Consider the following 13,650-nt stretch of genomic DNA (forward strand, 5'->3'; position numbering starts at 1 on the left):
TCTACCAATGACTTTCACCTCTACCAAAACCCTTGCTGATAAAGTTCGCGCTGACTTCCCGATATTACATCAGGAAGTCAACGATAAACCCCTGGTTTATCTTGATAATGCTGCGACATCGCAAAAGCCTTTGTTTGTATTAAATACCCTACGGGATTATTACGAGCAATATAATGCCAATGTGCATCGCGGTGCTCATACTCTAAGTGCTAAAGCTACCGATGCTTATGAAGGTGCACGAGATAAAGTTGCCAAATTCATTAATGCTGCATCGCGTCAGGAAATCATCTACACCCGCAACGCAAGTGAGGCAATTAACCTAGTAGCTTACAGTTGGGGTATCAACAATTTGCAGCCTGGGGATGAGATTATTCTGTCGGTGATGGAACACCACAGTAATATTGTACCTTGGCAATTCGTGGCGCAAAAAACGGGTGCAGTACTGAAATTTGTGGAACTGACAGCAGAAGAAACTTTTGATTTGTCACAGTTTAAAAAGCTGATTTCTGACAAAACTAAGTTGGTATCAGTGGTGCATATTTCTAATGCTTTGGGTTGTATTAATCCAGTGGAAGAAATTGGTGCGATCGCACACAAATACGGTGCTAAATTTTTAGTTGATGCTTGCCAAAGTGTTCCTCACTACCCCATTGATGTACAAAAGATAGATTGTGATTGGTTGGTAGCATCTGGTCATAAAATGTGCGCTCCAACTGGGATAGGATTTTTGTATGGCAAATTAGAATTGTTAGAATCAATGCCACCATTTTTTGGCGGCGGTGAGATGATTGCAGAGGTGTATTTATACCATTCCACCTATGCAGAATTACCACATAAATTTGAAGCTGGTACACCTGCAATTGGAGAAGCGATCGCACTTGGTGCTGCGATCGATTATCTTAGCAGTATCGGCATGGATCAAATCCACGCCTACGAAGCGGAATTAACGGCTTATTTGTTCCAACAATTAGAGCAAATTCCCCAAATTAGAATTTACGGCCCTAAACCAAATGCTAAAGGGGAAGGTAGAGCCGCTCTAGCGTCATTCACCGCCGGGGAAGTCCACGCTAACGACTTATCTACATTATTAGATCAAGAAGGCATTGCCATTCGTTCTGGACACCACTGTACTCAACCATTACACCGTTACTTAGGTCTTGCTGCAACCGCACGAGCAAGTCTATCTTTCTACAACACCCGTGAGGAAATTGATATTTTCATCAAAGCACTCAAAGAAACTCTGGACTTTTTTGCGGGTTTCCTTGCTTAAAGTTACAAAATATTCAGACACTAATTGTGCCAAATATCAGCAACATATCTTGCTAATAGTTGGCACAATTTAATTATCTGGATTTTTTACAGGAGTAACTAAAGTGTCATACAGTGACTTTACTTTAGACAGAGTTAGAAAAACCTTTGGCTTAACTATTTCTGATAAAATTGATATCTTTGCATCTGTAGATCAAGTAGAGTGTCCACCATTACTTGCAGAAGTATTGCGGGAAAATGTACCTTTAGCTCTTGCCAGTAATACAGAAAAATCTCGTTCAGAGATGATTATTGCGCCTATTTTAATTGCAGTAAGGAAATATTTAAATAATCAAATAAGCTTATTTTCTGGTATCGATTTTACTGTAGATTCAGCACAAGGTTTAAATGGGAATTGCGATTTTATTATTAGCCGTTCACCAGAGTTACTAATTCTTAACGCACCAGTTGTCACAATTGTAGAAGCTAAAAAAGAGAATATCAATGCAGGATTAGGTCAGTGTGTAGCAGAGATGTTAGCAGCTAAATTGTTTAATGAACGTGAGGGCAATAACATTCAGACAATTTATGGAACTGTCACCACTGGAACTAGCTGGAAGTTTTTGAAACTTATTGAGCAAGTGATTGAAATTGACTTGAACGAGTATTATATTAATGACATAGGTAAAATTATCGGGATTTTATCTAACATCCTGACGGAAAAAGTATTGTAATATGCTTGTCAAGCCAACCCTTGCAGAACAAAGAACAGTCCTACATAACGTTAGCTGGCAAACCTTTGAAGCCTTGCTAAAAGATACAGGTGAGGATAGAGGTTGTCGGTTTGCTTATGACTGCGGTGTTTTAGAAATCATGACTCCACTTTTTGAACATGAAAACCCTAAAATTCAGTTTGACCGATTGATATTCGCTTTAGCAGTAGAATTAAAAATTAAAATTAGAAGTGCTGATTCTACAACATTAAAACGTCATCCAATAACAAAGGGAATAGAACCTGATACTTGCTATTATATTCAAAATGAGCCAGCAATTAGAGGTAAACAAGAATTAGATTTAAGAATAGACCTAGCACCAGATTTAGCAGTTGAAATTGATATTACTAGTAGTTCTGTTAATAAATTTAATATTTATGCGGCTTTAGGTGTAAGAGAATTATGGAGATATAATGGTGAAGTTTTAAAATTTTATCAACTAGTAGAAAGCGAGTATATTGAGATTAAGTTTAGTATAGCTTTTCCTCTAATTTATGTTAGTGATATGAATAGATTTATCCAGCAAAGTAAAACTATGGATGAAATTGATTTGGTGCAATCCTTCAGCGCTTGGGTGCAGGGGAAGATAGGGTAAAGTCTACCTCATTGATAAATTAAGAATTTTATCTACTATTGTGACGAAAGAAGTATTTTAATATGCTTATCAAGTCAACGCCTGCTGAACAAAGAACAGTGCTACATAACGTTAGCTGGGAAACCTTTGAAGCCTTGCTAAGAGATACAGGTGAGGATAGAGGTTCTCGCTTTGCTTATGACTGCGGTGTTTTAGAAATCATGAGTCCACTTTTTGAACACGAAAATCCTAAAATTCAGTTTGACCGATTTATTCTAGTCTTGGCTGAAGAGTTGGGAATTGAAATTATAAGTGCTGGTTCAACAACATTGAAACGAAGAATTACAAAGCGAGGAATAGAACCAGATACTTGTTATTATATCCAAAACGAACCCGCTATTAGAGGTAAGGTAAAGCTAAATTTAGAAACAGATCCGCCGCCTGACTTAGCAATTGAGATTGACATTACCAGTAGTTCAGTTAACAAATTGGGGATTTATTCAGCGTTGGGTATAACTGAACTTTGGAGATATGATGGGCAAAATTTGAAATTTTATCAGTTGATAGACGGGCAATATGCAGAGTGTAAGTTTAGTATTGCCTTTCCTCTAGTATTAGTGAGGGAGATAAGCAAATTTATTGAGCAGAGTAAAAGTATTGGTGAAATTGCTTTGCTGAAATCCTTTCGCGCTTGGGTTAGGGGAAAGATAGGTTAGCTTGGTTGGCGATCATTATTTAAAATTAATGCCTCTATATGTTTGACTTATATTTATTGCATAAGTGAGTAACTCTTGAAAATAGTTGCCTAAATATTTCATCCTCAGCACACTATATTTGCTCCGTTGCTCTTAACTGGCTCACGGTACTGGTACTGGCTAGTGTAGAGAGTTCATTACTAGAAAAACCTGCTTCTTTATTTAGTATTTCAACCATTTTTATAGCATCATTCAAAAACCTTTCCGCAGTTTGCATATTAATGATTTTTTCCCAATCAAGCTTGGGTAATTGTGTATATGTATGTTCTTCAGATGCTTTTTGAATTTGATTGACATTAATTATTTCACTTTTACCATGAACAAGTTTGTTTCGGAATTTAAAAATCTCTTTAAATGTTTGAAATGGTCTGCGTCCATAGTCTATTTTGAAACATATCATCTCACTCCATTTTTCTAGTTTTTCATCGGGGTTAAGTTTTTCAAAAGCTTTCCAGTAGCTATTATTTTCTTTTTCTCTAATTTCATAAAATTTAAATCCTGAATGATTCAGATAAGCTTCCAAATAAAAAGCTGATGTCAGCATACTAGTCATATAGTTGTAAAAAGAGCCTTCTTCATTTGCTTTTGCTTGATTCAGAAGAACACGGCTTGCCTGTTTAAGATACATAAACGTATTAACATTTCTTTGACCTACGACATACTCCTTAGCATTCCTATTCATATTGTTCTTCGCTTGACTTAAAGAGATTAGTGTTTTATCGTAATTAAATTTACATAAAATCTAAGTAAAAAACTGTTGGATATATCTATAGCCGACAAAGGTAGACTTCATTCTTATAGCCGCACTCTTCTAGGGTGTTTGATATTATAATCACAAAATCAACTCAAAGAATCTGGATCTATCCCCAACCTTCGCAATTCTTGTGCAAACCTGTCAGCCCGTTGTTCGGCAGCGATCGCCCGTTCTTCTGGTGTTAAATATCTGACTCCTTGTTTGTCATACCAATACAACCAATCCCGCGTAATTCCCTGATAGGTTCCCCGTTCATAACCAATTGCTAAACCTATCTCTGATAACCAAACTAGATTTCCTGGCTGCAATACATATTCACCATTTACAAACCGATAAACTTCTAAAGGTGGTTTTCTCCGGCGTTGGGGATTATAAACAACATAATACAAAATCTCCATCTCAGCATAAAGTTTCTTTTTGTTGGTATATTCCCCACGTCGTCTATGAGAAACCACCTCAAGCGCCATAATGGGCATTACCTTTTCTTCCCACAACACATAACTTAAACGCAAGTTCTCATCAAAAACTCGCTCGACTCCTAAACTTAAAAACCCATCAGGCACAATCGGCGGTAATTCAGGATCGTAATATATCCCCATATCAACGCCAAAAAACCAATCCATCCGGCTTGTCCACAGCCAAGCTAAGATGGCTTCTAGCAAGCCCGGAATCAAATGTTGTAGTTGATTATCCACAGGTTCATCGTCAGAATCGGGCAGATCCTCGGCGGAGGGTAAGCAGTGCAATGGGTTGTAATTTAACATGGTGGGTGCGTAGGCGTAGCCCGTCGCAGGCATCGCGGATTCATAGCAAACTCATAATATTAATGATATCTATCCACCTCTGACTTTTTCTTGCGATAATTCGCAAGGGAGACGCGCTCTCCACTGGTTAGTAAAAGAGGGATAGATGACACTCAAGCGGTTGATTTTAATTTTTATACTGACGCCTACAGCAGTTCTGTTGGCAGTTTCGGCTTTATTCAATAGTTGGCAAGAACCTCAGTTTCAAAGTCGCCTGGAACTATACCAAACCAATATTGCTCTACAAGCCCAAGCTTGGCAATCAAAAAATAGCAACGATGACAATCTTCAGGCGATTCGGGAAGCTATACTTGGTCAGCAACCCCTGGAAAGCGCCACAAAGCAGTATCAGGAGGCGCGTGAATCAGTTCAAGCTAATTTGGATAAAGTTAACAACAAACTTGCACAATTACGCTCTCAACCTGAAATAACTCCCATACCTCCGAAACCTCTACCGAACGTTCCTCCCACTACTAAAACCTCTCAACGAGGACAGCAGCAACAGTTACAGCAGTCTTTTAAGCAACTCCAAAAATTACTGGCGGAATTAAACTTGCGGCTAGGAATTTTACAAGCGCAGCAAGGACAGACGGATACAGCCCTCAAGACTTGGAGCGAATTAGAACAACGCTCAGATATAAATCCAGAATTTGGGAAAACTGCTGCTGTATTGAGTGGACTGTGGAGCAATCCTCCCCGTCTCCTCCCAAATCCTCAAGAACGAATTCAAAAAAATTTAGAAGGTTGGTTTCGCTCTACTGCTTTGGTTCAGCTATACCAACTCCAGCAACGGCAAGAAGCTCTATCAGCAGTTAAAGCTGCACAACAAGAATCTGCTGCTCAAGCGGTAATCAAATTAGCAGTTATTGGCACTATTCCCACGTTAGCAGCGTTAATTGGTCTAATACTGCTGATTTTGTTATTTGCTCAACGCTTGTTGAAAGGAAAAGCCTCGTTACTAGCTCAAAATGCTGATATTCCTTGGTCAACGCCTTGGGATGGTGAAACGGTTTTGCAAGTTTTTATCATAGGCTTTTTCTTCATGGGGCAAATTTTTGTGCCCTTGGTAATATCGGTGCTACCCATCCCGCGTCCCATTGTGGATGTGCGACTTCAGGCGTTTTCTGTCTTGGTTAGTTACTTACTGGTAGCATCGGGTGCGCTGTTAGTGCTGTATTTCTCTCTCAAGCGCTTTTTTCCACTACCAGAATTTTGGTTTCGCTTCCGTTTTCAAGATAACTGGTTTTTGTGGGGACTGGGAGGTTATTGCGCGGCTTTACCTATAGTTGTGGTGGTATCTTTGATTAATCAACAGCTATGGCAAGGACAGGGTGGTAGTAATCCCCTGTTGCAACTAGCCCTAGAAAGCCAAGATGGTGTAGCACTTGGCATCTTTTTCTCCACAGCAGCGATCGCAGCTCCATTTTTTGAAGAAATTCTATTTCGCGGCTTTTTGTTACCCTCTCTGACTCGCTACTTACCCGTGTGGGGATCGATTCTAATCAGTAGTTTGTTGTTTGCGATCGCTCACCTCAGCTTGTCAGAAATTCTGCCACTGACCGCATTGGGGATTGTCTTGGGGGTAGTTTACACGCGATCGCGTAACCTCCTCGCCCCTATGCTCGTCCACAGTCTCTGGAATAGTGGTACATTATTAAGTTTGTTTACATTGGGTAGTAACTAATACTAATAAGCTACTGTTGCCTAAAATAAAAATCTCTGCTTTTATCTCCATAAGTAGGAACAATTTACTAGTTAGAATTGGTTGTAAGCATAAATACTCGCTGAAAACCCAAATAAGAAAATGGCAAAAGCAAATCAAAGAATGCTGTTAACATAGACAACAAACTATCTAGTTAAGCATTTATTCTCATTCGGATGATTTTAGCCATTTTCGAGATGTTAGAAGCTGCTTCTTGGGCTTCTACATTCCCACTAACCACACTAGTGGTCTCGTAATTGGTGCGATGGCGTTTCACGCCCGTTGGAAGCGATCATAAAAAAATCCGGAAATAATACTGATTGACTTGTAAAAAGTGGTGTAGATAGCAGTTTTTGCTGATTATTGAGGTTCATTCTTCTCAAGAAAAATGTCTTGCCTAAAAATCTCCAAAACTGCCCCACCAGGATTTGCAATCATCAAATCCACCAAAAGTCATTAAGGAGCGCCAGATTTTCAGGCTATGCCGTAAAACATCTTAGCGTCCCCTCTGGAAAAGAAGCACGCTAATTTTGATTATTGGTCTTTGGGCTTACTTATACTGAAAAAATTAAAAATCTATTTATTAACAAAATACATTTACTTGCTTTCATTACAATAAAGACTTTATTTTTATACCTCACTTATCAAGGAGCAGCACTTATATGGCAAATCTCAACCCCAGTCATCCTACCAAACAACTTCTAGCTGGCTACTGTGGCATTATCCTGGGAGGATTTGGGGTTCATAAGTTTATTCTAGGATATGCTTCAGAAGGCTTTATCATGTTGGTGATTTCTGTAGTTGGAGGTTCTTTCACCTACGGGATTGCCTTGTTAATTATGCAACTTGTAGGTTTAATTGAAGGCATGATTTACTTAAATAAGTCCCCTGAAGAATTCGTAAATACCTACTTTGTGAATAAGCAAGGCTGGTTTTAGAAACTTATATTTCACACTTGGATTACTGTGTGAAGTTATATCTCTTGAGTGTATCTTTGAAACAAATTTGTCAATGCTTACATTTACCAGAGAATAAATTTCTTGCTAAGAGGATGTTTGAAAAGTATTTTTGGTAACATCAAAGCCTCCCAAACTTAACACACTGGAACCCCCTTCCCTACAAGGAAATGGGGGTTTCAAAGCCTCTCGACCTTTCTCTTAGAGGAATGGAAGCGGGGTTTTTAGTATACTTTGTGACTTTTCAAACAACCCTAAGAGCAATTTTTATTTGCTAGTTTTGTGATTGTGGCAGTTCATATTACTGTGGAACTACTCACCAAACGTCGAATCACAGCATTTTCCTGTCATCCAGTCAAACAAATAAAATTACAGATTATAGGGCTATTTGCCGTTTTTACCTACTATATTATCCGTTTGTATAAGCTATCACAGACTGGAGAAATATATCTTTCTTTTATTAACTTCCCCTTGGATAAACTTGTTTTTTGAGTAACTATTAATTGAAGTTATTGTGTACAGCATTTCTAAGTATAAAATTTTTGCTAAAAATTATGAATCCTACTGCTATGCTAACCATCAAACGTAAACAGATAATCTGGATCATTTTCTTGTTGTTGGGCTTTGGCTATTTCAGCGCCATGTCTAATTTAGAAATTCACAATTTTTGGAAAAGCCTAATTGTCCTCATGCCAATGCAGGTGGTAGCTATTATTTATGTGACTTACCTACGCTGGAACCGAGGTTGACACTCAAGGAAGTACGATAAATTAAGAAATTTAATATGGTTGACATACAGTCGTAGTTCCATATTTCGCCTACGCTCAAATTAGAGACGCTTTTAGTCAGGCGTTGAATTTCTGTAGCGAATCTAAACACTTGCCATGCAACTTGTCCCAAAAACTAAGCTAGCCCCAGAACTTGCCCCAATCCTAGAGAAAATTATTCTCGATGTTGGGGGCATGAAGTGTGCTGGGTGTGTGAACGCAGTAGAGCGACAGCTAACCCAACATCCAGGAGTCAAGAGTGCCTGTGTGAACCTGGCCACAGAGGTAGCAGTTGTAGAGTCAGAAACTGGTGCGGTAGATGGAAATGCACTAGCACAGCGATTAACAGCCGTTGGATTCCCGACTCAACAGAGAAAAGCTAGTGGCACACTAGCAGGCGAGATATCTACCTTACCAGACCCAGTAGAACGACAACGCCGAGAAATGAACTCTTCTATTAGGCAGTTGGCGATCGCTGCGGTGTTGCTGGTATTGTCGGGAAGTGGACATTTTGGTAATCTTGGTAGCTCAATACTGCCAGTGCTAAATAACATCTGGTTTCACTGTGGACTAGCAACAGTGGCGCTATTAATTCCCGGTCGCCCGATTTTAATAGATGGCTGGCTGGGCTGGCGGCGAAATGCGCCGAACATGAATACCCTGATCGGATTAGGAACACTGACAGCTTACATTGCTAGTTTAGTCGCGCTGCTCTTTCCCCAAATGGGTTGGGAGTGCTTCTTTGACGAACCAGTAATGATGCTGGGTTTTATTCTTTTGGGAAGAACATTAGAGCAACAAGCTAGAGGTCGCGCCGCCGCCGCATTTAGGAAATTGCTAGCACTCCAGCCACTCTTAGCGCGATTGATTGCCAACCCGGAGAAAGTCGGAGTGGGATCTTCTAGTGTAGAGATTCCTGCTGAACAGGTGCGTGTTGGTGAATGGTTACAAGTGCTACCAGGTGATAAAATCCCTGTTGATGGTGAAGTAGTGGTTGGTCAAACAACGGTCGATGAGTCAATGCTGACTGGGGAAGCAGTACCAGTAATCAAGCAACCGGGAGATATAGTGACAGGGGGGACGCTAAATCAGTCAGGAGCGATCGCTATTCAGGCAACCCGTACTGGAAGTGATACAACTTTAGCTCAAATTGTCGCTTTAGTAGAAGCCGCCCAAACTCGGAAAGCCCCGGTACAGAAATTAGCAGATACAGTCGCTGGTTACTTTACCTACGGTGTGCTGACAGCATCTGTATTGACATTTGTCTTTTGGTACTTTTTCGGCACTCACATCTGGACTGATATCACCATGTCTGGTGGTATGGAAATGATCAGCCACGCTGACCACTCCGTACAGACGCGATTAATCGCGTCTCCCCACTCCCCCCTATTAATCAGCTTAAAACTAGCGATCGCAGTTATGGTAGTCGCCTGTCCTTGTGCTTTAGGACTTGCTACACCAACAGCCATTCTTGTCGGGACTGCTATGGGCGCAGAACGGGGTCTGTTAATCAAAGGCGGCGACGTTTTAGAAAAAGTACACCAGTTAGACACCGTAGTATTTGATAAAACTGGTACTTTGACCACAGGTAATCCCACCGTCACAGATTGTCTGTTAATTTCACAAATGGGGAGTGGAGAGTTGGGAGTGAGCAGTGGGAATCCCTACTCTCTAATACAACTAGCAGCAGCCGTAGAAAGCGGTACTCACCACCCCCTAGCAAAAGCGATTCAGCAAGAAGCACAACAGCAGCAGTTATCTATTCCAGAGGCTGTGGACTTTCACACGGAACCAGGATTAGGGGTGTCTGCTGTGGTAGAGGGCACAGTTGTATTGTTGGGTAACTGGGACTGGTTGAATTGGCACAGCATTGCTATTAGTGAAACTGCACAACAGGTAGCAGAGGATTTGGCAACAAATGGTAAAACAGTGGTTTGCGTAGCAATTGGGGGAACTTTAGCTGGGCTAATTGCTGTTTCTGATACCTTAAGACCAGATGCCCGCTCCACCGTAGACAAATTGCGTCAGATGGGCTTACGGGTAATGTTGCTCAGTGGCGATCGCCCAGAAGCAGCTAGCGCGATCGCCAAACAACTAGGATTAGATAGCGCTGATGTAATAGCAGGTGTCCCCCCAGCGAAAAAAGCAGCTGCAATACAATCTCTCCAGTTAGGAGGAACAAGAGGACAAAAAGACAAGGCGACAAAGAAAACTCCTAACTCCTCACTCCTAACTCCCCACTCCCCATTACCCCTTATCCCCAAAGGGAACCCCACCTTCCCTACTTCCCACTCAGTAGTCGCAATGGTGGGAGATGGAATCAACGATGCTCCAGCTTTATCCCAAGCAGATGTCGGAATTGCTTTACACTCCGGGACAGATGTGGCGATGGAAACTGCTGAAATTATCCTAATGCGCGATCGCTTAAACGATGTCGTCGAATCTATTCAGCTTAGTCGCGCCACTTTCAACAAAATCCGCCAAAATTTATTCTGGGCTTTTGCATATAATACAGTTGGCATTCCTTTAGCAGCTGGTGTTTTGTTCCCTAGCCTGGGTTTTGTCCTTAATCCATCTGGTGCTGCTGCATTAATGGCTTTTAGCTCTGTTAGCGTCGTCACAAACTCAATATTATTACGGCGATTAGCTCATCACGCGTAAAACACTCTTTTACACCTCAAATTTCCCAGCACAAATCTTGCTTATTCCGATCTCAAGTTAAACTGAATCCCCCCGTCAGATTTTACGCAGCTTAAAAAGCCTCTTGAGAGACTTACCAAAGCTATCATAGCTACTGGAGTAGAACGGCCATGTTCTACTCTTTCAAGGTATTATGCAATTTTAAAGCTTATTTAGATCAGCACCACAGATTTATGGTGCGTGAGAATGGCAGGATACGATAGTAAACAAATCTTGATCAATCACAGTTCCACCGATTTGTCAATGGCAGCCGAAACCAATGAAAACCATCTATTGATTATTGAAGACGATCAAGGTCGCAAAGAATTTTCTCTGGAGCACCCCGTCTACTCTATCGGTAGAGATCGTGAGTGTAATATCCGTTTGATGTCGCAGTTTGTCTCGCGCCGCCATGCCACATTAGTGAGATTGCCGCGAGAGCATAATAGTCATAGCTACTATTACCGGATTGTAGATGGCGATGCTAAAGGTAAGCCTAGTTCCAACGGTTTGATGATTAATGGACGTAAGATACCAGCTCACGATCTAAAAAATGAAGACGAAATCGTTTTTGGGCCTCAAGTACGTGCTATTTATTACCTTTTAAGAAACAATCAGCGTTTGGGACAAACGGATTCGAGTGAGTACGACATTACACTAATAAACCCCGGTATGGCCGAGGATTTAGAGGATGTGGGAGAGTGAATTATAACTACCAATCACAATATGAGAATCCCACAGCTTCAAGTCGTGGGAATGTCAATACAATCACTAAAGCTATTATCCCGCCAGACTTTCAATCAAATGCCAATGGCGGCTACTTTCAATAGCCTGCTTGATAAATTCAAACATTTGTCGGCAATAATTATCTAGTTTGAGTGGTAGTTCTTCATTTTTAATCACAATACTCATTCGGGTTTCTGTTTCAGTAGATTTTGATTTATCAATCAGTACTTCTACAGTGACTAATTTAGGAAAAGGAACATTGCCGGGAACCTCACGAGCGATAATGTACTCGGCCGTATGGTATTGAATATCCAACTGAGAGTCCTGTAGAAGTTCTACAAGTAACGGCTGGAGATTGTCACTAGGAACAGAAACAATAAATAAACAGGTATAGCGAGCCATAATAGCCCCACGCCTTGCAACACTCTGTCCATCCTATAATAGCGAAGCATCTGAACGGAAAGTCATTAAAAAAGCAAAGTTTTTCAGTTTTGAGATCAGGCATTAGCAAGATATACAGTCACATCTGTTCTATCGACAACGAAAGTGCCGTAAGCTAAAAGTTTGATCAAAAACTTTACAATAAAGGTTTGGCTGAGGTAGAAAATGAAAGTCGCAATTACTGGAGCAACAGGATTTGTTGGTAGTCGTTTAATACAACGACTCCACGGGGAAGGTAATAAAATAGTAGTATTAACTCGGAACACCGCCTTTGCTCAAAAGGTTTTTCCATCTGAGGCTTTCCCGAATCTAGAAATTGTTGCCTATACACCAAATGTCTCTGGTTCTTGGCAAAATGTCATCGCTACTTGTGATGGCGTAGTTAATTTGGCAGGAGAACCCATTGGTGAAGGACGCTGGACACCAGAACGCAAACAAGAAATCCTCAATAGCCGAAAGTTAGGTACACAAAAAATAGTTGAAGCAATAGCCAACGCTAACCCCAAACCAATTGTGTTAATTAACGCTTCGGCTATTGGCTACTACGGCACTAGTGAAACGGCAGCCTTTGATGAAACAAGTCTATCTGGTAACGATTTTCTCGCCCAAGTCTGCCAAGCTTGGGAAGCAGAAGCGAAAAAGGTAAAAGATGCTGGTGTACGGTTGGTAATTCTGCGTTTTGGGATTGTTCTGGGCAATGGTGGTGCTTTAGGTAAAATGATTTCGCCTTTCAAACTCTTCGCTGGTGGCCCGATTGGCAGTGGCCGCCAGTGGTTCTCATGGATTCATGTAGACGACTTAGTTAACCTGATTGTGCAAGCTTTAACTAAACCGGAAATAGAAGGCGTATATAATGCCACTGCCCCTAACCCAGTCCGCATGGCAGATTTAAGCCAAACTTTAGGACGAGTAATGAATCGCCCTTCTTGGTTGCCCGTTCCGGCTTTTGCGATCGAAGCTCTTTTAGGAGACGGGGCTATAGTAGTTTTAGAAGGTCAACAAGTCATCCCCAAACGCACCGTGGAAACAGGCTTTGAGTACAAATATCCTAATTTGCAATCAGCGTTAACGCAAATTCTTAATTAAAAGGGAGTGGGGAGTGGGGAGTGGGGAGTGGGGAGTGGGGAGTGGGGAGTGGGGAGTGGGGAGATGAGGGAGAAATCAGCAATGCCCAATGCCCCATGCCCAATGCCCAATGCCCAATCCTTTGATTATTGACTAGAGGGAAATTTCCTGGAAACCCAACTGATAATACCGCTCAGAATGGCACCGCCCATGAGGATGCCGATCGCTGGATTAAACACGGGTTGCCACAGTTTATGCCACAAATCCAAACCCAAGTTTACTCCCACCCCATCTCCGATCGCAGCTATCATTAACCAGCCAAAGCCAAACAAAACTAAAAAAACATCTGCGACTAAAACCATGTTTAGCCAATTTAACAATTTATCTTTCATCTATCGTTTGATCTA

The 13,650-nt window shown here is 41.2% G+C and carries 14 protein-coding genes; 10 read left to right on the top strand and 4 right to left on the bottom strand.

Annotated elements, in window-relative coordinates; genetic code table 11:
- Nucleotides 1-7 precede the first annotated feature (7 nt).
- From PUQ00_RS03580 to PUQ00_RS03595, 4 genes are all read left to right on the top strand, one after another.
- A complete protein-coding gene (locus tag PUQ00_RS03580; RefSeq protein ID WP_300413255.1) occupies nt 8-1,270 on the top strand; it encodes a SufS family cysteine desulfurase in 1,263 nt (420 codons plus the stop codon).
- Nucleotides 1,271-1,373: 103 nt separating this feature from the next.
- Nucleotides 1,374-1,982 (top strand): hypothetical protein, encoded by a 609-nt coding sequence (locus tag PUQ00_RS03585; RefSeq protein WP_300413257.1) that lies wholly within the window; start codon nt 1,374-1,376, stop codon nt 1,980-1,982.
- A gap of 1 nt (nt 1,983) precedes the next feature.
- Nucleotides 1,984-2,616 carry a Uma2 family endonuclease gene (locus PUQ00_RS03590; protein WP_300413258.1) on the top strand — a complete coding sequence of 211 codons (633 nt, stop codon included), beginning with the start codon at nt 1,984-1,986 and terminating at the stop codon, nt 2,614-2,616.
- Between the two features lie 62 nt (nt 2,617-2,678).
- Entirely contained in the window at nt 2,679-3,311 is a 633-nt protein-coding gene (locus tag PUQ00_RS03595) for a Uma2 family endonuclease (protein WP_300413260.1), read from the top strand.
- A gap of 112 nt (nt 3,312-3,423) precedes the next feature.
- Here the strand turns inward: PUQ00_RS03595 and PUQ00_RS03600 are convergent, their stop codons facing one another.
- Nucleotides 3,424-4,032 carry a hypothetical protein gene (locus PUQ00_RS03600; protein WP_300413262.1) on the bottom strand — a complete coding sequence of 203 codons (609 nt, stop codon included), beginning with the start codon at nt 4,030-4,032 and terminating at the stop codon, nt 3,424-3,426.
- A gap of 158 nt (nt 4,033-4,190) precedes the next feature.
- On the bottom strand, nt 4,191-4,868 hold the full coding sequence (locus PUQ00_RS03605; RefSeq protein ID WP_300413351.1) for a Uma2 family endonuclease: 678 nt from the start codon (nt 4,866-4,868) through the stop codon (nt 4,191-4,193).
- Nucleotides 4,869-5,013: 145 nt separating this feature from the next.
- Here PUQ00_RS03605 and PUQ00_RS03610 point away from each other — a divergent pair, with 145 nt between their 5' ends.
- The 5 genes from PUQ00_RS03610 (at nt 5,014) to PUQ00_RS03630 (ending at nt 11,716) form a co-directional block, all read left to right on the top strand.
- Entirely contained in the window at nt 5,014-6,591 is a 1,578-nt protein-coding gene (locus tag PUQ00_RS03610) for a type II CAAX endopeptidase family protein (RefSeq protein WP_300413264.1), read from the top strand.
- Nucleotides 6,592-7,271: 680 nt separating this feature from the next.
- Nucleotides 7,272-7,547, top strand: coding sequence for an NINE protein (locus PUQ00_RS03615; RefSeq protein WP_300413266.1), 276 nt, complete (start codon nt 7,272-7,274; stop codon nt 7,545-7,547).
- A 572-nt stretch (nt 7,548-8,119) separates the two neighbouring features.
- Entirely contained in the window at nt 8,120-8,314 is a 195-nt protein-coding gene (locus PUQ00_RS03620) for a hypothetical protein (protein WP_300413268.1), read from the top strand.
- Nucleotides 8,315-8,449: 135 nt separating this feature from the next.
- Nucleotides 8,450-10,993 carry a heavy metal translocating P-type ATPase gene (locus tag PUQ00_RS03625; protein ID WP_300413270.1) on the top strand — a complete coding sequence of 848 codons (2,544 nt, stop codon included), beginning with the start codon at nt 8,450-8,452 and terminating at the stop codon, nt 10,991-10,993.
- A gap of 225 nt (nt 10,994-11,218) precedes the next feature.
- On the top strand, nt 11,219-11,716 hold the full coding sequence (locus PUQ00_RS03630) for an FHA domain-containing protein (RefSeq protein WP_300413272.1): 498 nt from the start codon (nt 11,219-11,221) through the stop codon (nt 11,714-11,716).
- Between the two features lie 75 nt (nt 11,717-11,791).
- Here PUQ00_RS03630 and PUQ00_RS03635 read toward each other — a convergent pair whose 3' ends face one another.
- A complete protein-coding gene (locus PUQ00_RS03635) occupies nt 11,792-12,139 on the bottom strand; it encodes a hypothetical protein (protein WP_300413274.1) in 348 nt (115 codons plus the stop codon).
- 204 nt (nt 12,140-12,343) lie between these two features.
- Between PUQ00_RS03635 and PUQ00_RS03640 the strand changes: the two genes are divergently transcribed.
- Complete coding sequence (locus PUQ00_RS03640; protein ID WP_300413276.1) at nt 12,344-13,264, top strand: TIGR01777 family oxidoreductase; 921 nt, start codon at nt 12,344-12,346, stop codon at nt 13,262-13,264.
- A gap of 125 nt (nt 13,265-13,389) precedes the next feature.
- Here the strand turns inward: PUQ00_RS03640 and PUQ00_RS03645 are convergent, their stop codons facing one another.
- Complete coding sequence (locus PUQ00_RS03645) at nt 13,390-13,635, bottom strand: hypothetical protein (RefSeq protein WP_300413278.1); 246 nt, start codon at nt 13,633-13,635, stop codon at nt 13,390-13,392.
- Nucleotides 13,636-13,650: the final 15 nt, after the last annotated feature.

Source organism: Nostoc sp. S13 (assembly GCF_029379315.1).
In the GTDB taxonomy this organism is placed as follows: domain Bacteria; phylum Cyanobacteriota; class Cyanobacteriia; order Cyanobacteriales; family Nostocaceae; genus Nostoc.

Excerpts from the sequence above, each read along its gene's own strand:
- PUQ00_RS03620 (WP_300413268.1), top strand. The coding sequence starts at position 8,120 with ATGAATCCTACTGCTATGCTAACCATCAAACGTAAACAGATAATCTGG.
- PUQ00_RS03580 (WP_300413255.1), top strand. The coding sequence starts at position 8 with ATGACTTTCACCTCTACCAAAACCCTTGCTGATAAAGTTCGCGCTGAC.
- PUQ00_RS03595 (WP_300413260.1), top strand. The coding sequence starts at position 2,679 with ATGCTTATCAAGTCAACGCCTGCTGAACAAAGAACAGTGCTACATAAC.
- PUQ00_RS03615 (WP_300413266.1), top strand. The coding sequence starts at position 7,272 with ATGGCAAATCTCAACCCCAGTCATCCTACCAAACAACTTCTAGCTGGC.
- PUQ00_RS03600 (WP_300413262.1), bottom strand. The coding sequence starts at position 4,032 with ATGAATAGGAATGCTAAGGAGTATGTCGTAGGTCAAAGAAATGTTAAT.
- PUQ00_RS03590 (WP_300413258.1), top strand. The coding sequence starts at position 1,984 with ATGCTTGTCAAGCCAACCCTTGCAGAACAAAGAACAGTCCTACATAAC.
- PUQ00_RS03625 (WP_300413270.1), top strand. The coding sequence starts at position 8,450 with ATGCAACTTGTCCCAAAAACTAAGCTAGCCCCAGAACTTGCCCCAATC.
- PUQ00_RS03640 (WP_300413276.1), top strand. The coding sequence starts at position 12,344 with ATGAAAGTCGCAATTACTGGAGCAACAGGATTTGTTGGTAGTCGTTTA.
- PUQ00_RS03645 (WP_300413278.1), bottom strand. The coding sequence starts at position 13,635 with ATGAAAGATAAATTGTTAAATTGGCTAAACATGGTTTTAGTCGCAGAT.
- PUQ00_RS03610 (WP_300413264.1), top strand. The coding sequence starts at position 5,014 with ATGACACTCAAGCGGTTGATTTTAATTTTTATACTGACGCCTACAGCA.
- PUQ00_RS03635 (WP_300413274.1), bottom strand. The coding sequence starts at position 12,139 with ATGGCTCGCTATACCTGTTTATTTATTGTTTCTGTTCCTAGTGACAAT.
- PUQ00_RS03630 (WP_300413272.1), top strand. The coding sequence starts at position 11,219 with ATGGCAGGATACGATAGTAAACAAATCTTGATCAATCACAGTTCCACC.
- PUQ00_RS03605 (WP_300413351.1), bottom strand. The coding sequence starts at position 4,868 with ATGTTAAATTACAACCCATTGCACTGCTTACCCTCCGCCGAGGATCTG.